This is a genomic window from Sulfitobacter sp. D7 (assembly GCF_003611275.1).
In the GTDB taxonomy this organism is placed as follows: domain Bacteria; phylum Pseudomonadota; class Alphaproteobacteria; order Rhodobacterales; family Rhodobacteraceae; genus Sulfitobacter; species Sulfitobacter profundi.
Window position 1 is genome coordinate 1,552,096 of the sequence record NZ_CP020694.1, and the last position, 25,931, is coordinate 1,578,026.

Sequence of the window (25,931 nt, forward strand, 5' to 3'; positions counted from 1 at the left end):
GCCAAGATGATTATCTCAAGGATAGGGGCCGCAGTGGCGGCAGCGGTGCTGGCTTGGCCATTGGCCGCGGCGGAACTGGGCGACGACGGGCTGCACAAGACGGCATGGATGCGCGACACCTTCAAAGACCTGCGCGAGGATCTGGAGGAGGCCGGGGCCGAGGACAAGCGCTTGATGCTGATGTTCGAGCAGCGCGGCTGTATCTACTGCACAAAAATGCATGAGGAAGTCTTTCCCGCCGCTGAGATCGCCGATTACATCGAAGAAAACTACTTCGTTGTGCAGCTAAACTTGCATGGCGATATCGAAGTGACCGATTTCGATGGCGAGACCCTCTCGGAAAAGCAGATGGCGCGGAAATGGGGGATTCTCTTTACCCCGACGATGATGTTCCTCCCGCCTGAGGTGGCCGAAGGCGCGACAGCGCCGCAAGCCGCGGTGGCAGTGATGCCGGGCGCATTTGGCAAGGGCACGACGCTGGATATGCTGACGTGGGTCAATGAGGAACGCTACGCCCTTGAGGGGGCTGAGGATTTCCAACGCTACCACGCGCGGATGATCCAAGAGCGCAACAATGGCAGCACGGATTGACCGATGAAAAGCGGCGCTGCGCGGGTAAAGCTATTCAAAAGTTTGAATTTGTTGTTGCGCCGCGCCGCATCCCTGTCTTAGGGTCAGGTAAACCGGATCACACATCACCGTGATCGGCACTGGGAGGAAGTTTTCGATGATGAGATGGATCGCCGCCGCAATTGTGTCGGGCGCGCCCGTTCTGGCCGCCGCTGAAACCGTGGCACCTGCCGACGTGACCTATGATGACTATGGTTCGGTTGAACAATCCTTGACCGGCACGGCCGGAGACGCCGCCAGCGGTGCCGCCATCGTCGGCAACAAAAAGGCGGGCAACTGCGTGGCCTGCCACCAGATCGGCGCGCTCAGCGATGTGCCTTTCCAAGGTGAGATCGGCCCGATGCTTGACGGGGCGGGCGACCGCTGGACCGAGGCAGAGCTGCGCGGCATCGTTGCCAACAGCAAAATGACCTTCGAAGGCTCGATGATGCCGTCTTACTACAAGACGAGCGGGTACATCCGCCCCGGCGATGGTTTCACCGGCAAGGCCGCGTCTGAGCCGCTGCCGCCCCTGTTGGACGCCCAGCAGATCGAAGATATCGTGGCGTTCTTGGTCACGTTGAAAGAGTAACGCGGGGCCCGTCGCAGCCAAGGGGCGGCGGAAGGCTCGACAGATCATCGCGGTCAGCGCACCGCGGCAATGGAATAACGGCGCAGAGCGCCGCTGACGCATAAGGAGATGAGAGATGAACTTCTCAAGACGTGAAACTTTCGGCCTCGGCCTTGGTGCCGTGGCGCTGACCATGCTGCCCGTGGGGGCCTCTGCCGCCACGGTCGACGAGCTGATCGCGGAATTCACAGGCGGGGCCGATATGGCCGACACCGGCGTGACCCTGACCGCCCCCGAAATTGCTGAGAACGGCAACACCGTGCCAATCTCGGTCGAAGCGCCGGGTGCTTCCGCGATCATGGTGCTGGCCACTGGCAACCCGACACCGCCCGTCGGCACCTTCAACTTCGGCCCCTTGGCAGGGAGCCGCAGCGCCTCCACCCGCATTCGTTTGGCCACGACCCAAGACGTTGTTGCCATCGCCAAGCTGGAAGACGGCACATTCGCCCGCACCAGCGCAGAGATCAAAGTCACAATCGGCGGCTGCGGCGGCTAAGCCCGCGCGCCCCAATTTTCAGGAGTTTTCAAAATGGCAGAAGGTGTAACCCCTCGCGTCAAAGTGCCGAAAAAAGCCGAGACAGGTGAGGTCATCACGATCAAGACCCTTATCAGCCACCCGATGGAATCGGGCCAGCGCAAAGACGGCGACGGCAACGTCATCCCGCGTTCGATCATCAACCGCTTCACCGCCGAATTCAATGGCGAGAGCGTGATCGACGTGAAGATGGAACCGGCGATGTCGACCAACCCCTATTTCGAATTTGACGCCACCGTGCCAGAGGCCGGCGACTTCAAATTCACGTGGTACGATGACGACGGTTCGGTCTACGAAGAAGTCAAATCCATCACGGTCGGCTGATCCCGCATCAGCCAGCACCATGCGTGGAACAGGGAGGAAAGACATGAAATTCAAGGCAATGACCGCTGTCGCGGCGCTTTTGGTGGCCGCCCCCATGCTGGGGATGGCCGATGAGGAGGCCGAGCTTGTCGTCAACGGCGAGATCGAGATGGTGACCAAAACCGATGCGCCCGCACATCTTGAGGGGGCAGTGCCGGAAATCATGTCTGGCTGGCGCTTTCGTTCGGCAGAGACCCAGCAAACGCAGATGGACGACTTCGACAACCCCGGCATGATCTTTGTCGACCAAGCGCAAGCGGCTTGGGACACGGCAGAGGGCAGCGAGGGCAAGTCCTGCGCGTCGTGTCACAATGACGTGGAATCGATGGAAGGCGTCCGCGCGGTCTATCCAAAGTGGAACGAAGAGGCGGGCGAAGTGCGCACGCTTGCGATGCAGATCAACGACTGCCGCGAGAACCAGATGGGCGCAGAGCCTTATAAATACACTGGCAACGACATGACCGCGATGGAGGCGCTGATCTCGGTCCAGTCACGCGGCATGCCGGTCAATGTGGCGATCGACGGCCCGGCCCAAAGCACTTGGGAACAGGGCAAAGAGATGTACTACACCCGCTACGGTCAACTTGAGCTGAGCTGCGCCAATTGTCACGAAGACAACTACGGCAACATGATCCGCGCCGACCATCTGAGCCAAGGTCAGATCAACGGCTTTCCGGTGTACCGCCTGAAAAACACCAAGCTCAACAGCAGCCACGCGCGTTTCAAGGGTTGCGTGCGTGACACCCGAGCCGAGACTTTTAGCCCCGGCAGCCCCGAGTTCGTGGCGCTTGAGCTTTACGTCGCCAGCCGCGGCAACGGCCTGTCGGTCGAAGCGCCTTCGGTGCGTAACTGATATCATATTCGGGCGTTTTGCCTGACCTGATCCCGCCCCTCACGAGGGGGCGGGACCTTTCCCTGTTTTCAAGTGATGGAGCGTAACATGCTGTCTCGCCGCGATTTTTTGCAAATGTCTATGGCTGCGGCCTCCATCTACGGCGGCTCGGGCTTCGGCAACTGGGCGCGGCTGGCGGCGCAGGACCGTTTCGATCAGGACGCGCTTCTGGAATTCGAGAAGTTCGGCAATGTCACCCTGATGCATGTGACCGACATCCACGCGCAGCTGAAGCCGATCTATTTCCGTGAGCCATCGGTCAACATCGGCGTCGGCGACAACCGCGGCAAGGTGCCCCATATCACCGGCGAGGATTTCCGCATTCGCTATGGCATCGGCGGCGGCACGCCGCTGGATTACGCGCTGACCTATGATGATTTCGTCGCCCAAGCGCAGGCCTACGGCAAGGTGGGCGGGCTTGACCGCGTAGCGACCGTGCTCAACGCGATCCGCGCCGACCGGCCTGATGCGCTGCTTTTGGACGGCGGGGATACGTGGCACGGCTCGATGACCTGTCTCAAGACCCAAGGGCAGGACATGGTCAACGTGATGAACGCGCTGAAGCCCGACGCGATGACCTTCCATTGGGAGTTTACGTTGGGGTCGGAACGGGTGCAGGAGATGGTCGAGGGGCTGCCCTTTGCCGCCCTTGGCCAGAACATCTTTGACCGCGAATGGGACGAGCCTGCGGAACTGTTCAAACCCTACGAGTTTTTCGAGCGCGGCGGCGTGAAGATCGCCGTGATCGGGCAGGCTTTCCCCTACATGCCCATCGCCAACCCTGGCTGGATGTTCCCCGAATATTCCTTTGGCATCCGCGATGAGCATATGCAGGAGATGGTCGACGAGGTCCGCGCGCAAGGCGCCGAACTGGTCGTCTGCCTCAGCCACAATGGCTTTGATGTCGACAAGAAGATGGCCGGGATCGTCAAGGGGATCGACGTGATCCTGTCGGGTCACACCCATGACGCGCTGCCCGAACCGGTGTTGGTGGGGCAGACGCATATCATCGCCTCTGGCTCGAACGGGAAATTCGTTTCCCGCGTGGATCTGGACGTGCGCGATGGCAAGATGATGGGCATCCGGCACAAGCTGATCCCAATTTTCTCGGACCTCATCACACCCGATCAAGAGGTGGCCAAGTTGATCGACGCGCAGCGTGCGCCTTATCTGGATGAGTTGACCCATGTGGTCGGGCAGTCCGACGCGCTGCTCTACCGCCGGGGTAACTTCAACGGCACGTGGGATGACCTCATCTGCGACGCCCTGCTGAGCGAACGCGATGCCGAGATCGCGCTGAGCCCCGGTGTGCGGTGGGGGCCGTCGATCCTGCCGGGCCAAGACATCACGCGCGAAGATATCTTTAACGTTACCTCGATGACCTATCCCAATGCCTATCGCACGGAAATGACAGGGGAATTTCTGAAGGTCGTGCTGGAAGACGTGGGCGACAACCTGTTCAACCCCGACCCCTATTACCAGCAGGGCGGCGACATGGTGCGCGTCGGCGGCATGGGCTTTAAAATGGACATCGCCAAGCCGCAGGGTGAGCGGATCAGCGACATGACCTTGCTCAGTTCCGGTGAGCCGATTGACCCGCAGCGGAACTATGTCGTCGCCGGATGGGCCTCTGTCAACGAGGGCACCGAAGGGCCGCCGATTTGGGATGTGGTCGAAAGCCATATCGCTAAATTGGGAACGGTTTCCGATGGCGCACGCACGCCAGTGGAAATCGTTCTGCCAGACTGAGAAAAAGCAGAATAGGGGTTCTCACGCACCAACAAATTCAATAAAATGAATTTGAATATGTGAGGGCCACGACATGACCGACGAAAACCAAACTGGGCCATCGCGCCGTGCCTTTCTGACAGGGGCAGGGGCGGTGGCCGCAGGGACGCTGGCGGGCCGCGCCAGCGCCCAGACGGACCCGGCAATTGCCATTCATCCGTGGATGCAGGAATTGGGCGACGGCGTTGATGCCGCGCCTTACGGGATGCCATCACCGCATGAGGCGGATGTGAAACGCCGCACAGTGGAGTGGCTCACTGCCGATCCGGTAAGCTCGATCAATTTCACGCCGCTGCATGACCTCGACGGGACGATCACCCCCAATGGTCTGTGTTTTGAACGTCACCACTCGGGCGTTGCCCGCGTTGATCCGGCCCAGCATCGGTTGATGATCCACGGGTTGGTCGACAAGCCCTTGGTGCTGACCATGGAAGACCTCAAGCGGTTTCCCCGGCAGAACCACGTCTACTTCCTTGAATGTGCAGCGAATTCCGGGATGGAGTGGCGCGGTTCACAGCTTAATGGCTGCCAGTTTACCCACGGCATGATCCATAACGTCATGTACACCGGCGTGCCGCTGCGGCTGGTGCTGGAAGAGGCGGGAATCAAGCCCGAGGGCAAGTGGCTGCTTGCCGAAGGGGCCGATGCCGCTGCCATGACGCGCTCAATCCCGATGGAAAAGGCGCTCGACGATTGTCTCGTCGCCTTCAAGATGAACGGTGAAGCGCTGCGCCCCGAACAGGGCTACCCGGTGCGTCTGGTTGTGCCGGGTTGGGAGGGCAACATGTGGGTGAAATGGCTGCGCCGCCTCGAAGTGGGCGATCAACCTTGGCACCACCGTGAAGAAACCAGCAAATACACCGACCTCATGGCCGATGGCGTGGCGCGGCGCTTCACTTGGGAGATGGATGCGAAATCCGTCATCACCAGCCCGAGCCCGCAGGCTCCGATCACCCACGGGCCGGGGCCGACCGTACTGACAGGTCTGGCGTGGTCGGGTCGCGGCACCATTCCGCGCGTTGATGTGACCCTTGATGGCGGTATTACATGGCATCAGGCGCGGATGGACGGGCCAAGCACGCCCAAGGCGCTGCACCGTTTCTACTATGATTTCGAATGGGACGGAAAACCGCTGCTTTTGCAAAGCCGTGCGCATGACAGCACCGGTTATGTCCAGCCCACCAAAAATGCCCTGCGCGAAATCCGGGGCGAGAATTCGATCTACCACAACAATGGCATCCAGACTTGGGCTGTTGACGCAGACGGAAAGGCCGAAAATGTCGAGATTTCTTAAACTTGCGCTGCTGGCCAGCGCCATGGCCAGCCCCCTAGCCGCCGAGCCTCTGGGCCTAGGTCGCGCCGCCACGCCCGAGGAAATCGCTCTATGGGACATCGATGTGCGCCCCGACGGTCTGGGCCTGCCTGTGGGCAGCGGCGACGTGATGACGGGCGACGGTATCTACACCGAGAAATGCTCGGCCTGTCACGGGGTCTTCGGCGAAGGCACAGGCCGCTGGCCGGTGCTGGCAGGCGGGCAGGGCAGCTTGACCAATGCGCGCCCGGTCAAGACGATCGGCAGCTATTGGCCATATCTCTCAACGGTTTACGACTATGTGAATCGGGCGATGCCCTTTGGCAACGCGCAGTCGCTGACCGATGATGAGGTCTATGCCATCACGGCCTATCTGCTCTATCTCAACGATGAGGTGGACGAGGATTTCGTGCTCTCTTCGGACAACTTTGCCGAAGCGCGTCTGCCGAATGAGGAGGCGTTCAAGCCCGATGACCGGGCAGAGGTGGAGTTTGCGGCCTTTAAAGAAGACCCCTGCATGAGCGACTGCAAACCATCGGTCGAAATCACCATGCGCGCCGCCGTGTTGGATGTGACGCCCGAAGAAACCGCCGCCAAAGCCGCCGCCAAGGCCGAAGAGGCACAAGCCGCCGAACCCACCCCCGAAGCGCCGCCCGCCGAGGCACCGGCGGTTGAGGTCGCCGAGGCTCCTGCCGCCGACCCGGCGCTTATCAAAGCCGGCGAAAAGGTGTTCCGCAAATGCAAATCCTGCCACCAGATCGGCGCCAAGGCCAAGAACCGGGTCGGCCCGGTGCTGAACGGCATCGTGGATGGCCCGGCGGGCGCGGTCGATGGGTTCCGGTATTCCAAGCCGATGGCCGCCGCCGCCGAGGCCGGGCTGGTCTGGACCGAAAGTGAGCTGAGCGCGTTTTTGGCAAGCCCCAAAGGCTATATGAAAGGCACGAAAATGTCTTTCCCCGGTGTGCGCAAAGAAGAAGACATCGCCGCGCTGATCGCCTACCTGCGTGATGCGTCGGAGTGATTGCGGCGATTAGAGAAAACTGACGTGCCTGCCCCCCTTGAACCCCCATACCGGGGGGACTAATCTCTGGGTAACAGTTTTGCGGGTATGGTCCCGCGAACAGGAACTGAGGCAGGCACGCATGAACGATCCGATCAACACCTATATGAATACGCTTGTCCCGATGGTGGTTGAGCAGACCAGCCGGGGCGAGCGGTCCTACGACATCTTCTCGCGTTTGCTGAAAGAGCGGATCATTTTCGTCAACGGCCCGATCCACAGCGGGATGAGCCATCTGGTCGTCGCCCAGCTTCTGCACCTTGAGGCGGAGAACCCGACCAAGGAAATCAGCATGTACATCAACTCGCCCGGCGGCGAGGTGACGGCGGGCCTGTCGATCTATGACACGATGCAATACATCAAACCCAAGGTCTCGACCCTGATCTGCGGCATGGCGGCCTCCATGGGGTCGGTCATTGCGATTGGCGGCGAAAAAGGCATGCGTTTCGCGCTGCCCAACGCCGAAGTGATGATCCACCAGCCGTCGGGCGGCTCGCAGGGCATGGCCGAAGACATCCTGATCTCGGCCCGCCATATCGAGCGGACCCGCGAGCGGATGTACCAGCTTTACGTCAAACATTCCGGCCAGCCGCTGGAAACCGTTCAAAAAGCGCTCGACCGTGACCTGTGGATGACCCCCGAAGAAGCCAAAGAATGGGGCCACTTGGATGAGATCGTCGAAAGCCGTGGCAAGGCCGATGATGCCGCCGCCAGCGGCAAAGACAAGAAAGACAAGTAATAGAGGGGCCCGGCGCTGCATATTTTGCGATTGTAGCGCCGGGGTCACTGGCCTAAGCTTGAGGCCAAATCTCGCAGCCTCACGTTCGGGGCGAACATACACGACAGACCTGAAAGGTTTGAGATGGCGAATAATTCCGGCAACGACAGCAAAAATACGCTCTACTGTAGCTTCTGCGGCAAGAGCCAGCACGAGGTGCGCAAGCTGATTGCGGGGCCGACCGTGTTCATCTGTGACGAATGCGTCGAGCTGTGCATGGACATCATCCGAGAAGAGACCAAAGCCTCGGGCCTCAAGGCGACCGACGGCGTGCCGACACCCCGCGACATCTGCGGCGTGCTGGATGATTACGTGATCGGTCAGGCGATGGCCAAACGCGTGCTCTCGGTGGCGGTCCACAACCACTACAAACGGTTGAACCACGCCCAGAAGGGCGGTGATATCGAATTGGCGAAATCCAACATCCTGCTGATCGGCCCCACCGGCTGCGGCAAGACGTTGCTGGCCCAAACGCTGGCGCGCATTCTGGATGTGCCTTTCACCATGGCCGATGCGACCACGCTGACCGAAGCCGGTTATGTGGGCGAGGATGTGGAGAACATCATCCTCAAGCTGCTGCAATCGTCTGAATACAACGTGGAACGTGCGCAACGCGGCATCGTCTATATCGACGAGGTCGACAAGATCACGCGGAAGTCCGAAAACCCCAGCATCACCCGTGATGTCTCGGGCGAGGGCGTGCAGCAGGCGCTGCTGAAACTGATGGAAGGCACCGTGGCCTCTGTGCCCCCGCAAGGCGGGCGCAAGCATCCACAGCAGGAATTCCTGCAGGTGGACACGACCAACATCCTCTTTATCTGCGGTGGTGCCTTTGCGGGCCTCGACAAAATCATCGCGGCGCGGGGCAAGGGTTCAGCCATGGGCTTTGGCGCTGACGTGCGTGACAATGACGCGCGCGGCATCGGTGAGATTTTCACCGATCTTGAGCCGGAAGACCTGTTGAAGTTCGGTCTGATCCCGGAATTCGTCGGTCGTCTGCCGGTTCTGGCGACCCTCGAAGATCTGGACGAAGACGCGCTGGTCACCATTCTGACCGAGCCGAAGAACGCTTTGGTCAAGCAATACCAGCGTCTGTTCGAACTGGAAGACACGCAGCTGACCTTCACCGATGACGCGCTGCAGGCGATTGCCAAACGCGCGATTGAACGGAAAACTGGCGCGCGGGGCCTGCGCTCCATCCTCGAAGACATCCTGCTCGACACGATGTTCGAACTGCCGGGGTTGGAGACGGTGACCGAGGTGGTCGTCAACGAAGAGGCCGTCACATCCGAGGCCAAGCCGCTGATGATCCACGCCGACAGCGAAAGCAAAGAGCCAGCCAGCGCGGGCTAAGACGCGACGCTAGGCAGAAAGATAGAGGGCGGGCCAAAGGGTCCGCCCTTTTGCATGAAAGGGATGATCATGAAGCGGATTTCATCGGGCGGCGCCTATGAGGAAAAGATCGGCTACAGCCGCGCCGTGATGGCGGGCGGCATGGTCTATGTTTCGGGCTGCGTCGGTGAAGGGGCTGATGTCAAAGCGCAATGCGCAGCCGCATTGGCGGCGATTGAGCGGGCACTGGCAGAGGCGGGCAGTGATTTCGCCCATGTGGTCCGCGTCACCTACATGCTGCCCGACGCTACGGAGTTTGAACCTTGCTGGCCGCTTTTGCGCGCGGCATTTGGCGCGACCCCGCCTGCGGCGACGATGATCGAATGCGGGCTGATTGACCCCAAATACCGCATTGAGATCGAAGTCACCGCGATGCTGCGCACGGGGGTAGAAGGCTAGTCTTTCTCGGGCACCAGTTCAAAGTCATCCCCCAGCCGGGCGCGCACCTCTGCGGGATCAAGGTTTGCCCAAAGCGGCCCGCTGTCGTCGATAAAACCCGTCTCCCGTAGGCTATCCTGCAACGCGGGCATATCAAGCTCCCCCATCCAAAGCCGCGCCTTGGCTTTTCCGAGCGGTTTCCACGAGCGGGTAAGGTGGCAGAGCGTGGCGGTGGTGATCCCCGCAAAACTCTGGAGGTGCTGTTCCAACCCGCGCGTGGCAGAGGACGGGCGGCGCACGACGATGGCCACTTGCTGCATGGGCCGGGCGACCATTCCCAAGAGATGCAAGGCCGACCCTTCGGCGGCGATGATCTGCTTTGCCGCCTTATAGACCGCGATCTGTTCGCGCAGCCCGTGTTTCTCGGGGTGAAAGATCGTGTAGCCCTGTGCCGCGAGACGGGTTTCCAACGCCTCTTCCCCGATCAGGTTGCCGCGCCCTGCGGGCAATTTACTGCGGCTGATATAGAGCTTTTCTGGCCCCTCGGGCGCGATCTCTTGCGCGAACCGATTGGCGATGGTGTTGCGGTAGGGTTCTGTGCCGGTGATCAAACTTCCCAGACCAAAGCCTTGCCCCGGTACGATCAACCGCTCGACCCGTGTCGGTGCGTCTAAACTCACCAGCGGCTTATCGCAGCCCAGAAGGGCAAGGAAATCACGCTGATACCCTGCCACCTCTCCGCCGTTGCGGGGGCGTTTGGGGATGAAGAGAATGCCGTCGATCTCCTCTTCAAGGTGATCCAGCGCCCAAAGACGCGCGGTGCTTTCAACCAAGAAATGCCCGAAATGCAGCCAGAGGACACCACCCCAAAGCCATGTGCCCCTGCGCTCAGCCACCTTGCCCTGCGGTGCTTCTGGCGGCGTGGTCAGCGCGCGACCGTTGCGCCAAAGTGCGGCTTGGGGGCAGGGCCGTCCATCGCTGTGCAACACCCCGGCGGGCTGCACCAACCCGCTGTCCTCAGGCAGGATGACCAGCGCATTATCCAAGGCCGTGATCTCGGTCGACCAGCCCCCCTCTGGGACGGGCGGGCGCTCGGCGGGATCAAAAGTACAGGCCCAAACCTGCCGGGTGCAATGCCCGGGTGATTTGCGAAATCCGGCGCGCTCAAGGATGCGTTTGCATTCGCGCATCCCCTCGCGGCCATAGGCCTCGGGGTGGAATTCCATCACCACGGCGCGCAGCCCGTCGAGCGCGGCATGGCGCAGAAACTCTAACTCGCCGCCTTCGATATCCATCAACAGCACGTCGGGTTTAAAGCTGCGGCGGATGTCATCAAAGCTTGCGGTGGGCACCTGAACCTCCGTCGTCTCACGCATGTCGCTATCGATGAGAGAGGAGCCGAGGAAAGAGTTGCGCAGGTGAAACGGCAGGGTTTCTGGCCGGTCGGGGGCCGAGATCACCACCTGATTGCGAAGAGTGATTTTTTCTTGAAGTCCGTTGAGCGCATAGAGCGCGCGGATGTGGGGGATCAAGTTTGGGTTTGCTTCGAACGACAGCACCGCTTCGGGCGCGGCCTTTTTGGCGACGATCGCACCCACCAGTCCCAGGCCCGCGCCCATCTCAAGCACCCGGTCACCGGGGCGGACGACCGCCAGCGCGCCTTCGATCTCTTGGCGCTCGTAGCGGCCTGCATTGATCCGCTGGATGCGCGTCTCGTTCAGAAAGGGCGACTGGGGCACATTGATGCCATGACATTCCGCCGCTGCCGGTGCGGCCCCTCTTGCCTCAGTCATCGCTGCCCTCTTTCGTTTTCCCAACCCTAGCCAGAGGTCGCCCGCGCGCCAAGCTCCTTTGCGGTGAGGCTGGACGCCAAAGCCTCCATGGTGCATATAATGGACAACAGGAACGGAGACCTCGATGGGCATTCTCAATTCACTTCTGCGCGGCGTCACTTGGTGGAACGGCCAGACGCTGAACACCCAGCTTTTCACTTGGCGCAAGGGCAGCAAGGTGGGCGAAGACGCGCAGGGCAATATCTATTACCGCAACGCCGATGACAGCAAACGCTGGGTCATCTTCAACGGTGAGGCCGAGGCCAGCCGCGTGAGCCCCGATTGGCATGGCTGGCTGCACCGCACATGGGACGAGCCGCCAACCGACAAGCCGCTGATCCACAAGCCGTGGGAAAAGGCGCATGTCGAGAATCGCACCGGCACCGCCATGGCCTATGCGCCCGCCGGGTCGCTGCGCCGCGCCGAACCTGTCGAGCGTAAGGACTATGAGGCCTGGCAGCCTGAATGATCGGTTGGCCGCGCCTGAGGTGCGGCCCCAAGTTTCACGCAATCCGGGTGGATGAATGAAAAAGCTTCTCTTGGCCGCGCTTTTGCTGGCCGCGCCGCTGCATGCCCAAGAGGGCGCACAGATCGCCAGTGCCACGGGTGGCGTTTTGCGCGCTTTGGACAAGATTTCCGGCGATACGATCGATCTGGAGATTGCCAAGGGCGACAGCCTTTCTTTGGGCAATTTGCAGATCTCCATGGTCGATTGCCGCTATCCGGCGGGCGATCCGGCGGCCAATGCCTATGCCGCGCTTGAGATCACCGAAGAGGGCAGCAGCGGCGCGCTTTTTTCTGGCTGGATGATCGCTTCGGCCCCGGCGCTGCACGCGCTGGAGCATTTTCGCTATGACATCTGGGTCATGCGCTGCAGCACGTCCTGAAAACTGACTAAACCCCCCGCGTCGAACCGTGCAGTGCCGCGTTTGGCCACATCGAGCTGCGCGTGATATTCCGCGCGGCTGATCTCTTGCGCCCCGAGAGAGGCAAGGTGATCGGTCAGAAACTGCGTGTCAAAGAGGGTAAAACTCGCATGGCGAAGCCGATCCACCAGCGCCGCCAGCGCCATTTTTGAGGCGTTGGTCCGGCGGGAGAACATGCTTTCGCCGAAAAACGCGCGGCCCAGCGTTACGCCATAGACCCCGCCCACCAGTGCTGTGCCATCCCAAACCTCAAGCGAATGGGCGTGGCCTGCGTGGTGCAGTGCGGTGTAGAGGGCGGTGATCTCGGCGTTGATCCATGTGTCTTCGCGGTCTGCGCAGCCGGCGACGACCCCATCGAAATCGCGGTTGATCGTGTGGTGAAAAGTGCTGCGTCGCATGGCGCGGGTGAGCGAGCGCGAGATGTGGAAGCCATTGAGCGGCATCACCCCCCGACGCCGCGGATCGACCCAGAAAATCTCTGGGTCGTCGCGGTGTTCGGCCATGGGGAATATCCCGATGGAATAGCCGTGGAGCAGGATCTCTGGTGTCAGATCCGACATCGGTGTCAGGCGTTACCGAGGTTGGTTTCCAGCCAATGCTCAAGCCAGTGGATGTTGTAGCCACCCGACTGGATGTCTTCTTCGGCCAGCAGCGCGTGGAACAGCGGCACGGTGGTATCGACACCATCCACGATCAGCTCACCCAAGGCCCGACCAAGACGCGCCAGTGCTTCGGGGCGGTCGCGGCCATGCACGATCAGCTTACCGATGAGACTGTCGTAATAGGGCGGGATCGAATAGCCGTCATAAAGCGCCGAATCCATCCGCACGCCAAGCCCGCCGGGGGCGTGATACTGCGTGATCTTGCCCGGACAGGGCGCGAAATTTGGCAGTTTCTCGGCGTTGATGCGGACTTCGATGGCATGGCCATTGATGGTCAGATCGTCTTGGGTAAAGGACATCGGCAGCCCTTCGGCCACGCGAATCTGTTCGCGCACCAGATCGACGCCAAAGATCGCCTCGGTCACCGGATGTTCCACCTGAAGACGGGTGTTCATTTCGATGAAATAGAACTCGCCATTCTCATAGAGGAATTCGATCGTGCCCGCGCCGATGTAGTTGATATTGGCCACGGCGTCGGCGCAGACCTTACCTATCCGCGCGCGTTCCTCTTCGGTGATCGAGGGGCCGGGGGCCTCTTCGAAAACCTTCTGGTGGCGGCGCTGAAGCGAGCAGTCGCGCTCGCCCAGATGGACCGCGTTGCCCTTGCCATCCCCAAAGACCTGAATCTCGATGTGGCGGGGGGTGGTGAGGTATTTTTCAATATAGACTTCGTCATTGCCGAAGTTCGATTTCCCCTCGGCCCGCGCAGTCTGGAAGGCTTTTTCCATGTCTTTGGCGGTTTGGGCGACTTTCATGCCCTTGCCGCCGCCGCCTGCCGTGGCCTTGATAATGACCGGATAGCCGATTTCTTCGCCCAAGCGCTTGGCGTCTTCGAGCGATGCGACGCCACCATCCGAGCCGGGCACGCAAGGCACGCCGAGCTTTTTCATCGTGTCCTTGGCGGTGATCTTGTCGCCCATGACGCGGATGTGTTCGGCGGTGGGGCCGATAAAGGTCAGACCGTGGTCTTCGATCACCTGCACAAAGCCTGCGTTTTCCGACAGGAAACCGTAGCCGGGGTGAATCGCTTCGGCCCCGGTGATTTCACAGGCCGCGATGATCGCGGGGATCGAGAGGTAGGATTGGGTGGAGGAGGGCGGGCCGATGCAGACGGATTCGTCGGCCATGCGCACATGCATCGCGTCGCTGTCGGCGGTGGAATGCACCGCGACTGTCTGGATGCCCATCTCGCGGGCCGCGCGGATGACGCGCAGCGCGATCTCTCCCCGGTTGGCGACTAGGATTTTGCTGAACATGTCCGGCCCTTATTCCAGGATCACCAGCGGGGCACCGAATTCAACGGCATCGCCGTCGCCGACGAGGATGCGCTTGACGGTGCCGGCGCGGGGCGCGGGGATGTGGTTCATGGTTTTCATCGCCTCGACGATGAGCAGCGTGTCGCCTTCGGAAACCGAAGCGCCAACGGAGATGAACGCAGGCGCGCCCGGCTCACCCTGCAGGTAGACGGTGCCGACCATGGGCGATGTCACAGCACCCGGGTGATCAGCCGGATCGGCGTCAGCGGCAGGTGCGGCGGCTGCGGAGGCAGCAGCGGCGGGGGCCGGTGCAGCGGCAGGCGCGGGGGCGGCTTGATACTGCTGCTGGGGGGCGGCCATGACCTGCTGCGGCGGCTTGCGGCTGACGCGCACGTTCAGGCTGTCATCCTCGGCATAGTCGCGTTTCACCTGAAGCTCTGTCAGGTCGTTTTCGTTCAGCAGCTCGGCGAGGGCCTTGATGAAGGCCACGTCACTGTCATGGGTGTTTTTTGTCATTGGATCCTCGAAGATTTCGACAGGCCGGCAGCCCGTCGCTGCGCGATTGATTGGCTCGCTTATAGGGCATGGGCAAAGCCATGAAAAGCCAACTGTTGTCTAGGGGGTAGGATCGGTTTTTTGCCGCGCAATGGCCCCGGGGCGCAAGAATGAGGCCGCGCCACATCTTCGCGCACCGGGTCAAGGTCACCTAGGGTCAGATCGCGAGGTATTCCGCCCGCAGTTCCGCGTTGTCCAACACCTCTGCCGCGGTGCCGTCAAAGACCACGCCGCCGGTATCAAGGATCACCGCACGGTCGGCCAGTTTCAGGGCGCGCACGGCGTTCTGCTCAACCAGAATGGTGGTGATGCCCTGCGCCTTGATCAGCCCCAGCGTCTTTTCGATCTCATCTACGATCACCGGGGCAAGACCTTCGTAGGGTTCATCCAGCAGCAGCACCTTAATGTCGCGGGCCAAGGCGCGGGCGATGGCGAGCATCTGTTGCTCCCCGCCCGAAAGGGTCACCCCCTCTTGGTTCCGCCGTTCGCGCAGGCGCGGGAAGAGGTCATAGAGCCGGTCGAGTGACCAGCCGATGGGCGGGGCGATCTGGGCCAGCTTGAGGTTCTCTTCGACCGTGAGGCCAGAAATGATGCGCCGATCTTCGGGCACCAGCGCCAGCCCCGCAGCCGAGGCTTGGTGGCTGGCCATATTGTGCAGCGGTTGATGATCGAGCCAAATCTCGCCGCGCTTGAGTTCCGGGTCGCTGACCCTTGAGATGGCCCGCAGGGTTGAGGTCTTGCCCGCGCCGTTGCGGCCCAGCAGCGCGAGAATTTCGCCTTCGTGGACGTTAAAGCTCACCCCCTGCACGATATAGCTCTCGCCGTAATAGGCGTGAATGTCCCAGACCGAGAGGAAGGCCGGGGCGGTTTGGGCGTGGTTGGCGTTTTTGTCTAGCGTGTCGGTGCTCATCGGGGTGTCCTTGGGGTTCGGCAACAGGATAGATCAGGCAGCGTCTTGGCTCTCGCCCAGATAGGCTTCGCGGACCTTGGGGTGGCCCTTGATCCGGTCGGGGGTGTCTTCGACCAGCGGCGTGCCTTGGGCCAGCACGGTGATCCGCTCGGCCAGCGAAAAGACCACATGCATGTCGTGTTCAATGATTGCGATGGTAATGTCGCGCTCGTCCTTGATCTGTTTCAGCAGGTCGATCGTATTGTTGGTATCGGCCCGCGCCATCCCCGCGGTAGGTTCGTCCAGCAGCAGCAGGCGCGGATCTTGGGCAAGGCACATCGCGATCTCCAGCCGCCGTTTGTCCCCCCGCGAGAGGGACGCCGCATGCATATGTCGCTTGTCGATCATGTTCATGTCGCGCAGCATTTCCTCGGCCTTGTCGATCACATCTTGCTGGCCCACGACGCGCGACCAACCGTTGAGTTGGAATGCCCCGTCGCGTTTGGCAAGGCAGGGGATCAGCATGTTCTCCATCACCGTGAGATCGCCAAAAATTTCAGGCGTTTGGAATACGCGGCTGATGCCCATCTGGTTGATCTCATAGGGTTTGCGCCCCAGCACCGACTGGCCGTCGAACATGACCGAGCCGGTATCGGGGATAAGCTTGCCCACCAGACAGTTCAGCAGGGTGGATTTGCCTGCCCCGTTGGGGCCGATGATCGCATGGACGGAGTTCTCCGCCACGCTCAGGTTCACATCGCTCAGCGCCTGCAGACCGCCAAAGCGTTTGCCGACATTTTTGACTTCCAGAATGGACATGATGTCTCTCCTATTCTGCGGCTTCGCTGCGGCGTTGGGCGGCGTCGGCCTCGACCGAGCCTGCATTCTTGTCCCGGCGGCGGAAGACACGGCCCAGACGTTGGCCACCTTCGACCAGCCCACCGGGCAGGAAGATCACGACCAGCATGAACAGCAAGCCCAGCGTGAGGTGCCAGCCCTTGCCGACGAAGGGGTGGATGATCGCGACCATCGCGTCTTCGATCCCATCTGGCATGAAGGCGAACCAGCCGTGCAGCACGTTGTCGTTGATCTTGGCAAAGATGTTTTCAAAGTACTTGATGAACCCTGCGCCCAGCACCGGCCCGATCAAGGTGCCCGCGCCGCCAAGGATGGTCATCAGCACCACTTCGCCTGAGGCCGTCCACTGCATCCGCTCAGCCCCGGCAAGCGGGTCCATCGCGGCCAGCAGGCCACCGGCCAGCCCGGCATACATGCCAGAGATCACAAATGCCGCCAGCGTGTAGGGCCGGGTGTTCAGGCCCGTGTAGTTCATCCGCTGCTGGTTCGACTTCACCGCCCGCAGCATCATCCCAAAGGGCGAGCGGAAGATGCGGATCGCCAGATAGAAGGCGAGGATCAGGAAGATTGCGCAGAAGTAGTAGCCAACGGAAAAGGTAAAGGTCCATCCGCCGAAGAACAGCGTCGTCGAAGAGTTCATCGCCGCGCCAAAGAGGTTGGGGAATGAAGGCGCGTCGACGGACTGGAGATATTGCGGGTCAGAGTTGTAGATCTGCAAACCCGTCTCACCGTTGGTGATCGGCGTCAGCACCGAATAGGCGAGGTTGAACGACATCTGCGCAAAGGCCAGCGTCAGGATGGAGAAGTAGATGCCCGACCGCCGCAGGCTGATAAAGCCGATGAGCGCCGAGAACAGCCCCGCCATGATGACGGCCAGTACCAGCGCGGGCACGACATTGTAGCTGAGCAGTTTGAACATCCAGACGGCAGAGTAAGAACCGACACCCAGAAAGGCCGCGTGACCAAAGGAGAGATAGCCGGTCAGCCCAAAGAGGATGTTAAACCCGATGGCAAAGATGCCAAAGATCACAAAGCGTTGCATCAGGTCGGGGTAGCCTGCGTTGAATTGCGCAAGGCCCGAATCCGCCGGAAAGGGGTTGAGGATGAAGGGGGCAAAGAGCGTGAGAACGACCACGACCCCCAAGAGAAGCGTATCGCGTTTTTCCAGTCCGAACATGTCTTATTCCTCCATCACGCCGCGGCGCCCCATCAGACCGCGCGGGCGGACCAGCAGGATCACGATGGCAACGACGTAGATGATGATCTGGTCGATACCGTAGATGATGCTTTTGATTTCATTCATGGAGGCGAGACTTTCGAGGATTCCCAGCAGGAACCCCGCCAGCACCGCGCCGGGCAGAGAGCCCATGCCACCGACAACGACGACAACGAAGCTCAGCACCAGAAAGTCCATGCCCATGTGATAATTGGGTGAGTTGATCGGCGCATACATCACGCCCGCAAGCCCCGCCACGGCGGCGGCGATGCCGAACATGATGGTAAAGCGGCGGTCGATGTCGATGCCCAAAAGCCCAACGGTTTCGCGGTCTGCCATGCCGGCGCGGACAACCATGCCGAAGGTGGTGAATTGCAAGAAAGCAAAGACGGCGGCGATGATAACCGTGGAAAAGCCGAAATAGACCAGACGCCAGTAGGGGTAGGCCAGCGACGTGTCCAAGCCCAAGAGCGGCGCGAAGTCAAAGCTGCCTTTGAACACTTCGGGCGCGGGCGTGGGGATCGGATTGGCGCCGTAGAAATACTTGACCACCTCTTGCAACACGATGGCGAGGCCAAAGGTCACAAGGATCTGATCCGCATGGGGGCGTTTGTAGAAATGCTTGATCAACCCACGTTCCATGACAAAGCCGATCAACAGCATCACTGGGATCGCAAAGAGGATCGCCAGCGGCACCGACCAGTCGATGATGGCCTGTCCCATCTCGGGACCGAACCAGTTTTCGACATAGGGGGTTTTGACCTTCAGCGGATTGCCCAGAAAATCCTTCTGGGTCTCGTCGATGGTATCGAAACTCAGCGTCAGTAGCCGTTGCAGCGTGACCGAGCAGAAGGCCCCGATCATGAACAGCGCCCCATGAGCGAAGTTAACTACGCCAAGCGTGCCAAAGATCAATGTGAGCCCAAGCGCAATCAGCGCATAGGCCGAGCCCTTGTCGAGCCCGTTAAGTATTTGCAGAAGAACAGCGTCCATGGACCCCACCTGTTAGGGATGCGTTCACATGAGGGCGGGCCCCATGTGGTGAGAAAAGGGGGCGCGCGGCGCAAGGCCGATGCGCCCCCAAAGGTTCAGTGGATCAGGCGCCCGGGTTGCACTTGCCCAATTCGCCGCCGGCGAACATGGGGTGATCCGGGGCGTATTCGACCTGTGCACGCGGGGTGACCTCGACGATCTCCAGCGTGTCATATTCGTTGGTCGGGTTTTCCTTGCCTTTCATGACCAGCACGTCTTTGAAACACTGGTGGTCGTCGCCACGATACAGCACCGGACCGTTGCCCAGACCGTCGAACTCGAAATCTTCGAGCGCTTCAACGACACCGCAGGGGTTGAAGGTGCCCGCGCGTTCCACCGCATCCGCATAGAGCAGCGTCTGCACGTAGCAGGTGTGCGCGGAGTTGGAAGGCGGACGGCCATATTTCTCACCAAAGGATTTCACAAAGGCTTTGGAGCCTTCATCCTGCAGCTGCCAGTTCCAGTTCATCGAGCCGATAACGCCCTGCACGTTGGCACCGGCACCTGCGGCCATAAGCTCGGAATAGAGCGGCACGACGATCTCGAATTTCTTGCCGTTCACTTCTTTGTCCAGCAGGCCGAACTGCACCGCGTTGGTGAGCGAGTTCACCATGTTTCCGCCGTAGTGGTTCAGCACCAGCACATCGGCACCGGAGTTCAGAACCGGCGCAATGTAGGAGCTGAAATCCGTGCTCGCCAGCGGCGTCAGCACGTTGTTCACAGTCTCCCAGCCCATCGCTTCGGTCGCGGCGGCGATGGATTCCTGCTGGGTCCAGCCCCATGTGTAGTCGGCTGTCAGATGGTACGCGCGGCGGTCCTCGCCGTAAGCGTTTTTCAGCACCGGCGCGAGGGCGGCGGCGGACATGTAACCGTTAAAGAAGTGACGGAAACCATTGGCCTTTTTGTCTTTGCCCGTGGTGTCGTTGGAGTGTGTCAGACCGGCCATGAAGATCACGCCCGCTTCCTGACACAGGCCCTGAACCGCCACGGCCACGCCCGAGGACGAGCCGCCGTTGATCATCACAGCGCCGTCTTTTTCGATCATCGCCTTGGCGGATGCGCGGGCGGCGTCGGATTTGGTCTGGGTGTCGCCGGTGACATATTCGACCTTCTTGCCCAGAATGCCGTTCCCTTTCAGCGCCTTGGAGCTGAAGGTGTTCATCATGCCGCCGTCGCCCCCGCCATTAAGGTGCTCGACCGCAAGCTCTTGGGCGCGCAACTCGTCCAGCCCTTCTTCGGCATAGGGGCCGGTCTGGGGCACGTTAAAGCCCAGCGTGACCGTGCTGCCCGTGGGGGCATTGGTAAAGCCCGCGTGCGCCTCGGCGCGCAGATAGGTCGGCAGCGCCAACCCTGCACCGGCAACCGCGCCGGTCTGAATCAGCCCGCGGCGTGTCAGTTTCGTAAACGACATGAAGTCCTCCCATTTTTGTAAGTCGCGGCACCGGAACCTCCCCCCGATGCCACAACACGCAATAGTGCAAAGAAACTATGGCGCGAAAACTGAAAACCGATCAATAAGGCGCTTGATCGAAACGATTTTTTTGTAAATATATTCGCAACCGTCCAGGGAGGTTTGTAAAGAATATGATGTTGCGCCGCAGAAAGACCTTGAAACAACGCATGAATTATCGCGCGGCGCGGTCCCATGCGTGAGGGGCTGACCGGCAGCCGCATCCGTGAGCGGCGCGTGATGGCGGGGCTGAAACAGGCCGAACTGGCACAACAAAGCGGGATCTCGGCCAGCTATCTGAATTTGATCGAGCATAACCGGCGCAGAATCGGCGGGAAGCTGTTGCTCAATATCGCCCATGCGCTTGGTGTCGAGCCGCAGGCGTTGACCGAAGGGGCCGAAGCCGCGCTGATCGCCACACTGCGCGAAGCGGCAGAGGATGCAGCGCTTACCGGGCCCGAGAGCGACCGGGCGGATGAATTTGCCGGGCGGTTTCCGGGCTGGGCCAAGGTGCTTGCCAGCAGCCAGCGTCGCATCGCGGCCCTAGAGCAGACGGTTGAGGCGCTGTCTGACCGTTTGGCCCATGACCCGCAGCTTGCCACGTCGATGCATGAATTGCTGAGTACGGCCGCCGCCATCCGCTCGACCGCCTCTATTTTGGCAGAGACGGACAGTCTGCAACCCGAATGGCGCGACAGGTTTCATACGAATATCCACCAAGACAGCCGCCGCCTGTCCGACAGCGCGCAGGCGCTGGTCACCTATTTCGACAATGCCGCCGAGACCCGTGAGGTGGCCCATTCCCCGCAGGCGGAGGTGGAAACCTTCCTCGCCGCGCATGACTACCGTTTTGACCCGTTGGAGCAGGCCCGCGCCCCGCAAGAGGCAATCGCGGCGCTTGTGGCGCAGGCCGATGCGCTCAAGACCAAGGCCGCGCAGCATATCGCGACGGGGGTGTTGCAGCAGATCGCCCGGGACGCGGCGGCGTTGCCCTTGGCGCGTTTGGAGCGGACCGTTGAGGAGACGGGCCATGACCCAGCCGAATTGGCGCGCCGGTTGGACCAGCCGATGGGCCGGGTGCTGCGGCGCTTGGCGTCTTTGCCCGATTTGGGCGCGGGGCTGGTGGTCTGTGACCGCTCGGGCAGCGTGACCTTTGCCAAATCGATCGAAGGGTTCACCGTGCCACGCTTTGGGGCCTGTTGCCCGCTTTGGCCGCTTTTTGCGGTGCAGGGCCAGCCGGGGCTGGTGATGAAATCCCGCGTCATGCAGATGGGCCGGGGTCAGGCGCAGTTCGAAGCGATCGCGACCTGCGAGGTTCAAGCCGCTGCCGCCTACAATACGCCGCCCTTGAGCCAATCGGTCATGTTGCTTTTGCCGGTGCCATCAGGGGCGGCCCCCGCGCAGCCCGTGGGCGCAACCTGCCGCATTTGTCCGGTGGAAGGATGCCGCGCGCGGCGTGAGCCGTCGATCCTGCGCGACGGAATCTAGCAGGGGTTCAGGCAGTTTTTGACAGCGCTGCCAAACCGATGCATGCTCGCCCCGGTGCGCGTGACCCCGCAACAAGACGGGGCGAACGTACACCGAGGGGGAGATTTTTTGCCGATGAGCAAACTCGTAGTTCTGGTGGAGGACGAGGTGAATATCGCCGAGGCCATCCGCTTTTTGTTGGGCCAAGAGGGCTGGCGGGTGGAGACGCTGGCCAATGGATCGGGTGCGGTAGAGGTGATCCGCAAGGCATCGCCCGATTTGGTGATGCTGGATGTCATGCTGCCGGGCAAAAGCGGGTTTGAAATACTCGATGAGCTGCGCGGCGACCCGGCGATGGGGGAATTGCCGGTTCTGATGCTGACCGCGCGCGGCCAAAGCCGGGACCGCGCCATGGCCGAGAAGGCCGGGGTCAGCCGCTTTATGACCAAGCCGTTTTCGAACTCAGAGATGCTGGACGCGGTGCGCGACCTGATCGCCAGTTAACCCACCATGCCACGCCCTCCGATCTTTTTGGAAAAACGCGGCTACCGCCAGCGGCGCATGATGGATGCGGTGCGGTTGCTGCCGTTTCTGGGGCTGATGCTGTGGATGGTGCCGTTGTTGTGGCCCGTGCCAGAGATCCTGCCTGACGCCACCCTCGAACCCAGCAAGCCGACAATCGCGATGAGCGTGGCGCTGCGCTATCTCTTTGGGGTTTGGGCGTTGCTGATCTTGGCGACATGGGCGCTCTGGCGGCGCACGCGCGATGTGGCGACGGACGGGGGTGCCGATACCAAGGACGGGCCGCGCTGATGGTGTCGCTCAACCAGTTGGTAGCGGTTTGTCTGATGTATGTCGCGGGGCTGTTCATCGTGGCCTTTGCCGCCGAACGCGCGGCCCTGCGCGGGCAGGGCGGCTGGCTGCTGCGCTCACCGTTGGTCTATACCCTGTCGCTGTCGATCTACTGCACCGCTTGGACCTTTTACGGCGCGGTGGGCTACGCCGCGCGCTCAGGGTTGGAGTATGTGACGATCTACCTCGGCCCGTCGCTGGTGATGATCGGCTGGTGGTGGGGCTTGCGACGGCTGGTGCGCATCGGGCGGAGCCACCGGGTGACCTCAATCGCTGACCTGATTTCGTCGCGCTACGGCAAATCCAACACGCTGGCGATCGTGGTGACGGTCATGGCCGTGATCGGCGTGACGCCCTATATTGCGCTGCAATTGCAATCAGTTATCTTGTCTCTGTCGATTTTCGCCGCCCCCGATGTGCCGCTGGCCGAGGCGGGGGGCGATGTCATCAACCGCGGGCAGGCCGCCCTGTGGGTGGCGGCGGGGCTGACGCTGTTTACGGTGCTTTTCGGCACACGGAACCTGAACGTGAACGAGCGGCACCACGGCGTTGTCATCGCCATCGCGGTGGAGGCTGTGGTCAAGCTGCTGGCGCTGGTGGCGGTCGGTATCTACGTGATCTGGGGTCTTGCCGGAGGCTTGGGTGAGACCTTGGCGCGGATCGATGCCTCGGACATTGGCCAGTGGGAGGTGCAGGGCAGTCGTTGGGCCGCGCTGACGGTCCTTTCGGGGGCCGCGCTTTTGTGCCTGCCGCGCATGTTTCAGGTGATGGTCGTTGAGAATGACGACGAGCGCCAGTTGCAGATCGCCAGTTGGGCCTTCCCGCTTTATCTGATGCTGATGAGCCTTTTCGTCGTGCCAATCGCGGTTGTGGGGCTGGACTTGATGCCTGAAGGCGCGAACCCCGATCTGTTTGTCCTCAGTCTGCCGCTTAGCCAAGGGCAGAACGGGCTGGCGATGCTGTCCTTCTTGGGCGGTTTTTCCTCGGCCACGTCGATGGTGATCGTCGCCACGCTGGCGCTGTCGACGATGGTCAGCAACCACATCGTCATGCCAATCTGGCTGGCGCTGCGGCGCGATGGGGCCACGCAGTCGGGAGATGTACGCAATATCGTGATCCTCGCGCGGCGGCTGTCGATCTTTTGCGTGGTAGGCTTGGGCTATCTTTACTACCGCGCCTCGGGCGGCAGCGGGGCGCTGGCGGCAATTGGCACGATCTCTTTCGGCGGGGTGGCGCAGTTTTTGCCAGCGATGCTGGGCGGCGTGCTCTGGCGCGGTGCCACGCGGGCAGGCGCGCTTTGTGGGCTGGGCACGGGTTTTGTGCTCTGGGTTTTCACCATGCTGCTGCCCAGTTTCGGCGCGGATGTGGCATTGTCGAGCGCGACCTTGGAGAGCGGGCTTTGGGGGCTGGCATGGCTGCGCCCCGAGGCGCTGTTCGGCATCGCCGGGATCGATCCGACCGTGCATGCGGTGGTCTGGAGCCTTGCGCTGAACACGCTGGTTTTTGTGGTCGTCTCACTTTTCAGTTTCCCCGCGCCGCTGGAGCGGCTTCAGGGCGCGCAATTCGTCAATGTCTTTGACCACTCCGGCCCGGCGCGGGGGTGGACGGCATCGGTCGCGGGCAGCGAAGACCTGATGATCATGGCGCAGCGGATCTTGGGCGCGCGGGAGGCGCAGGCGTTTTTCACCCGTGAGGCCGAGCGGCAGGGGCAGGGGCAACGCTTGCCGGAACCCACACCGCGATTCGTGCAGGCGTTGGAGCGGGAGTTGGCGGCCTCTGTCGGGGCGGCGACGGCCCATGCGATGGTGGCGCAGATCGTCGGCGGGGCGTCTGTTTCGGTGCAAGACCTGCTCGCCGTGGCCGACGAATCCGCGCAGATGTTGGAGTATTCCAGCCAGCTTGAAACCAAATCGCGCGAGTTGACCGAAACGGCGGCGCAGCTGCGCGCGGCGAATGAAAAGCTCACTCAATTGTCGCTGCAAAAGGACAGTTTTCTGAGCCAGATCAGCCATGAACTGCGCACGCCGATGACGTCGATCCGATCGTTTTCGGAAATCCTACGCGACGCGCCGGGTCTCACGGACGCGGATAAGAATCGCTACGCCACGATCATCCACAGCGAGACGATCCGCCTGACCCGGCTCTTGGACGATCTGCTGGACCTGTCTGTGCTGGAGAACGGGCAGGTGACGCTGAACCAGCGGGAGGGCAAGCTGCGCGATCTGCTTGATCTGGCGGTGACCACTGCGCAGGCCGGGGCCACGCGACCGCTTAAGGTGCTGCGCGATCCGCAGGCTGAGGATATCACCCTGACCAGCGACCTCGACCGGCTGGTGCAGGTGTTCATCAACCTTGTTACCAATGCGCGCAAATACTGCGCTGCAGATCAGCCGCAACTGGTGATCTCGGCACAGGTCACGGCGCAGGGGCTGGTGATCGATTTCGTCGACAACGGCCACGGGATCGACGCGGGCTCAGAGGCGCTGATTTTCGAGAAATTTTCGCGCATCACCGGAGAGGGCGATGGCGCGGGGCTCGGCCTTGCCATCTGTCGCGAGATCATGTGCCGCTTGGGCGGCGAGATCAGCTTTTTGGGGAATGTGCCCGGCACGGCGTTCCGGGTGCAATTGCCGCAGAGCGTCCTGACACCGCCTGCAAAGGACACCGGCCCAGTAGTCGGCCCCGTGGTCGGGGCCGATACGCGGTCTTAGCTGTAGCTCTGGCCCAGCATCGGGCGCATGTTTTCAAGGTCATAGCCCCCCTGACGCGCCGCTTCGATGATCGCGTCGCTGTCCATCTCACCGGCTTGACCCAAGGCCCAAGCGATGGTCGAACGGGTGCCGGAGGCGCAATAGGCCAGCACGGTGTCATCCGTCTCGACCCCAAGGGCGCGGTTGTTGGCAATGACATCGGGGGTCATGGTCTGATGGGTCAGCGGTTGCTCGGCAAAGGCGATGCCCGCCGCTTCGGCCGCGTCGCGCATGGCGGCGGCTTGATGGCTGGGCGGCACTTCCGCATCGGGGCGGTTGCACAGAATGCGGGTGATGCCATGAGCGCGCAGGCTTTCCATGTCACCGGGCTCGATCTGCGGGGCGACGAAATAGCGGGGGGTGATTTGGCGAATATCCATGCGTCGATTTAAGCAGATGCAGCGGCCCTGTCCAGAGACGGCTAAGACCCGCCGCGACCGCCCGCCGA

27 protein-coding genes are annotated in these 25,931 nt (G+C 61.5%); 17 read left to right on the top strand and 10 right to left on the bottom strand.

All coding sequences use genetic code 11. The annotated features are described in order from the left end of the window. Positions 1-6: 6 nt before the first annotated feature. The 11 genes from B5M07_RS07500 to B5M07_RS07550 all read left to right on the top strand — a co-directional run bounded on the left by B5M07_RS07500 (position 7) and on the right by B5M07_RS07550 (position 9,759). Complete coding sequence (locus B5M07_RS07500) at positions 7-591, top strand: thioredoxin family protein (protein WP_120350844.1); 585 nt, start codon at positions 7-9, stop codon at positions 589-591. 136 nt (positions 592-727) lie between these two features. Beyond that, on the top strand, positions 728-1,201 hold the full coding sequence (gene soxX / locus B5M07_RS07505) for a sulfur oxidation c-type cytochrome SoxX (RefSeq protein ID WP_441351407.1): 474 nt from the start codon (positions 728-730) through the stop codon (positions 1,199-1,201). 115 nt (positions 1,202-1,316) lie between these two features. Continuing rightward, positions 1,317-1,736 (top strand): thiosulfate oxidation carrier protein SoxY, encoded by a 420-nt coding sequence (gene soxY / locus B5M07_RS07510; protein ID WP_067628363.1) that lies wholly within the window; start codon positions 1,317-1,319, stop codon positions 1,734-1,736. A gap of 33 nt (positions 1,737-1,769) precedes the next feature. After that, positions 1,770-2,099 (top strand): thiosulfate oxidation carrier complex protein SoxZ, encoded by a 330-nt coding sequence (soxZ, locus tag B5M07_RS07515; protein ID WP_120350845.1) that lies wholly within the window; start codon positions 1,770-1,772, stop codon positions 2,097-2,099. A 43-nt stretch (positions 2,100-2,142) separates the two neighbouring features. Further along, on the top strand, positions 2,143-2,991 hold the full coding sequence (gene soxA / locus B5M07_RS07520) for a sulfur oxidation c-type cytochrome SoxA (RefSeq protein ID WP_120350846.1): 849 nt from the start codon (positions 2,143-2,145) through the stop codon (positions 2,989-2,991). Between the two features lie 87 nt (positions 2,992-3,078). Further along, complete coding sequence (gene soxB / locus B5M07_RS07525) at positions 3,079-4,779, top strand: thiosulfohydrolase SoxB (protein ID WP_120350847.1); 1,701 nt, start codon at positions 3,079-3,081, stop codon at positions 4,777-4,779. Between the two features lie 73 nt (positions 4,780-4,852). Then, positions 4,853-6,112 carry a sulfite dehydrogenase gene (gene soxC / locus B5M07_RS07530; protein WP_120350848.1) on the top strand — a complete coding sequence of 420 codons (1,260 nt, stop codon included), beginning with the start codon at positions 4,853-4,855 and terminating at the stop codon, positions 6,110-6,112. Then, positions 6,096-7,151, top strand: a complete 1,056-nt coding sequence (locus tag B5M07_RS07535) for a c-type cytochrome (RefSeq protein ID WP_120350849.1) — start codon at positions 6,096-6,098, stop codon at positions 7,149-7,151. Before soxC ends, B5M07_RS07535 begins: the two co-directional genes overlap by 17 nt. A gap of 121 nt (positions 7,152-7,272) precedes the next feature. Beyond that, complete coding sequence (locus B5M07_RS07540) at positions 7,273-7,929, top strand: ATP-dependent Clp protease proteolytic subunit (protein ID WP_067939572.1); 657 nt, start codon at positions 7,273-7,275, stop codon at positions 7,927-7,929. 123 nt (positions 7,930-8,052) lie between these two features. After that, a complete protein-coding gene (gene clpX / locus B5M07_RS07545) occupies positions 8,053-9,321 on the top strand; it encodes an ATP-dependent Clp protease ATP-binding subunit ClpX (protein ID WP_067939575.1) in 1,269 nt (422 codons plus the stop codon). Between the two features lie 63 nt (positions 9,322-9,384). Next, on the top strand, positions 9,385-9,759 hold the full coding sequence (locus B5M07_RS07550) for a Rid family hydrolase (protein ID WP_120352187.1): 375 nt from the start codon (positions 9,385-9,387) through the stop codon (positions 9,757-9,759). Here B5M07_RS07550 and B5M07_RS07555 read toward each other — a convergent pair. After that, positions 9,756-11,531: an FkbM family methyltransferase gene (locus B5M07_RS07555; RefSeq protein WP_120350850.1), complete on the bottom strand. Its 1,776-nt coding sequence runs from the start codon at positions 11,529-11,531 to the stop codon at positions 9,756-9,758. The genes B5M07_RS07550 and B5M07_RS07555 overlap by 4 nt on opposite strands. A 124-nt stretch (positions 11,532-11,655) precedes the next feature. Here B5M07_RS07555 and B5M07_RS07560 point away from each other — a divergent pair, with 124 nt between their 5' ends. Then, complete coding sequence (locus B5M07_RS07560; protein ID WP_067628344.1) at positions 11,656-12,039, top strand: NADH:ubiquinone oxidoreductase subunit NDUFA12; 384 nt, start codon at positions 11,656-11,658, stop codon at positions 12,037-12,039. Between the two features lie 55 nt (positions 12,040-12,094). Then, entirely contained in the window at positions 12,095-12,457 is a 363-nt protein-coding gene (locus B5M07_RS07565) for a DUF2155 domain-containing protein (protein WP_067628342.1), read from the top strand. Here B5M07_RS07565 and aat read toward each other — a convergent pair. From aat to B5M07_RS07605, 8 genes are all read right to left on the bottom strand, one after another. After that, positions 12,421-13,056: a leucyl/phenylalanyl-tRNA--protein transferase gene (gene aat / locus B5M07_RS07570; RefSeq protein WP_120350851.1), complete on the bottom strand. Its 636-nt coding sequence runs from the start codon at positions 13,054-13,056 to the stop codon at positions 12,421-12,423. The genes B5M07_RS07565 and aat overlap by 37 nt on opposite strands. A 5-nt stretch (positions 13,057-13,061) precedes the next feature. After that, positions 13,062-14,414: an acetyl-CoA carboxylase biotin carboxylase subunit gene (accC, locus tag B5M07_RS07575; RefSeq protein ID WP_120350852.1), complete on the bottom strand. Its 1,353-nt coding sequence runs from the start codon at positions 14,412-14,414 to the stop codon at positions 13,062-13,064. Positions 14,415-14,423: 9 nt separating this feature from the next. Continuing rightward, positions 14,424-14,930 (bottom strand): acetyl-CoA carboxylase biotin carboxyl carrier protein, encoded by a 507-nt coding sequence (gene accB / locus B5M07_RS07580; RefSeq protein ID WP_120350853.1) that lies wholly within the window; start codon positions 14,928-14,930, stop codon positions 14,424-14,426. Positions 14,931-15,126: 196 nt separating this feature from the next. Continuing rightward, positions 15,127-15,879 (bottom strand): ABC transporter ATP-binding protein, encoded by a 753-nt coding sequence (locus B5M07_RS07585; RefSeq protein ID WP_067628335.1) that lies wholly within the window; start codon positions 15,877-15,879, stop codon positions 15,127-15,129. Positions 15,880-15,912: 33 nt separating this feature from the next. Next, positions 15,913-16,677, bottom strand: a complete 765-nt coding sequence (locus B5M07_RS07590) for an ABC transporter ATP-binding protein (protein WP_120350854.1) — start codon at positions 16,675-16,677, stop codon at positions 15,913-15,915. Positions 16,678-16,687: 10 nt separating this feature from the next. Next, positions 16,688-17,893 (bottom strand): branched-chain amino acid ABC transporter permease, encoded by a 1,206-nt coding sequence (locus tag B5M07_RS07595; protein ID WP_120350855.1) that lies wholly within the window; start codon positions 17,891-17,893, stop codon positions 16,688-16,690. 3 nt (positions 17,894-17,896) lie between these two features. Continuing rightward, positions 17,897-18,925, bottom strand: coding sequence for a branched-chain amino acid ABC transporter permease (locus tag B5M07_RS07600; protein WP_120350856.1), 1,029 nt, complete (start codon positions 18,923-18,925; stop codon positions 17,897-17,899). Between the two features lie 103 nt (positions 18,926-19,028). Next, positions 19,029-20,375: a substrate-binding protein gene (locus tag B5M07_RS07605; protein WP_067628327.1), complete on the bottom strand. Its 1,347-nt coding sequence runs from the start codon at positions 20,373-20,375 to the stop codon at positions 19,029-19,031. 234 nt (positions 20,376-20,609) lie between these two features. Between B5M07_RS07605 and B5M07_RS07610 the strand changes: the two genes are divergently transcribed. The 4 genes from B5M07_RS07610 (at position 20,610) to B5M07_RS07625 (ending at position 25,444) form a co-directional block, all read left to right on the top strand. Continuing rightward, positions 20,610-21,902, top strand: coding sequence for a helix-turn-helix domain-containing protein (locus B5M07_RS07610; RefSeq protein ID WP_120350857.1), 1,293 nt, complete (start codon positions 20,610-20,612; stop codon positions 21,900-21,902). A gap of 114 nt (positions 21,903-22,016) precedes the next feature. Then, positions 22,017-22,385, top strand: coding sequence for a response regulator transcription factor (locus B5M07_RS07615; protein WP_067628389.1), 369 nt, complete (start codon positions 22,017-22,019; stop codon positions 22,383-22,385). A gap of 6 nt (positions 22,386-22,391) precedes the next feature. Further along, the gene (locus tag B5M07_RS07620) at positions 22,392-22,694 is read left to right on the top strand and encodes a hypothetical protein (RefSeq protein WP_120350858.1); all 303 of its coding nucleotides are present in this window, start codon (positions 22,392-22,394) and stop codon (positions 22,692-22,694) included. Next, positions 22,694-25,444 carry an ATP-binding protein gene (locus B5M07_RS07625; RefSeq protein ID WP_254693978.1) on the top strand — a complete coding sequence of 917 codons (2,751 nt, stop codon included), beginning with the start codon at positions 22,694-22,696 and terminating at the stop codon, positions 25,442-25,444. The genes B5M07_RS07620 and B5M07_RS07625 overlap by 1 nt, the downstream gene beginning before the upstream one ends. On the opposite strand, the gene B5M07_RS07630 is transcribed toward B5M07_RS07625, so the two are convergent. Next, entirely contained in the window at positions 25,441-25,863 is a 423-nt protein-coding gene (locus B5M07_RS07630) for a TIGR01244 family sulfur transferase (protein ID WP_120350859.1), read from the bottom strand. The two genes, B5M07_RS07625 and B5M07_RS07630, sit on opposite strands and share 4 nt — an antisense overlap. Positions 25,864-25,931 lie beyond the last annotated feature (68 nt).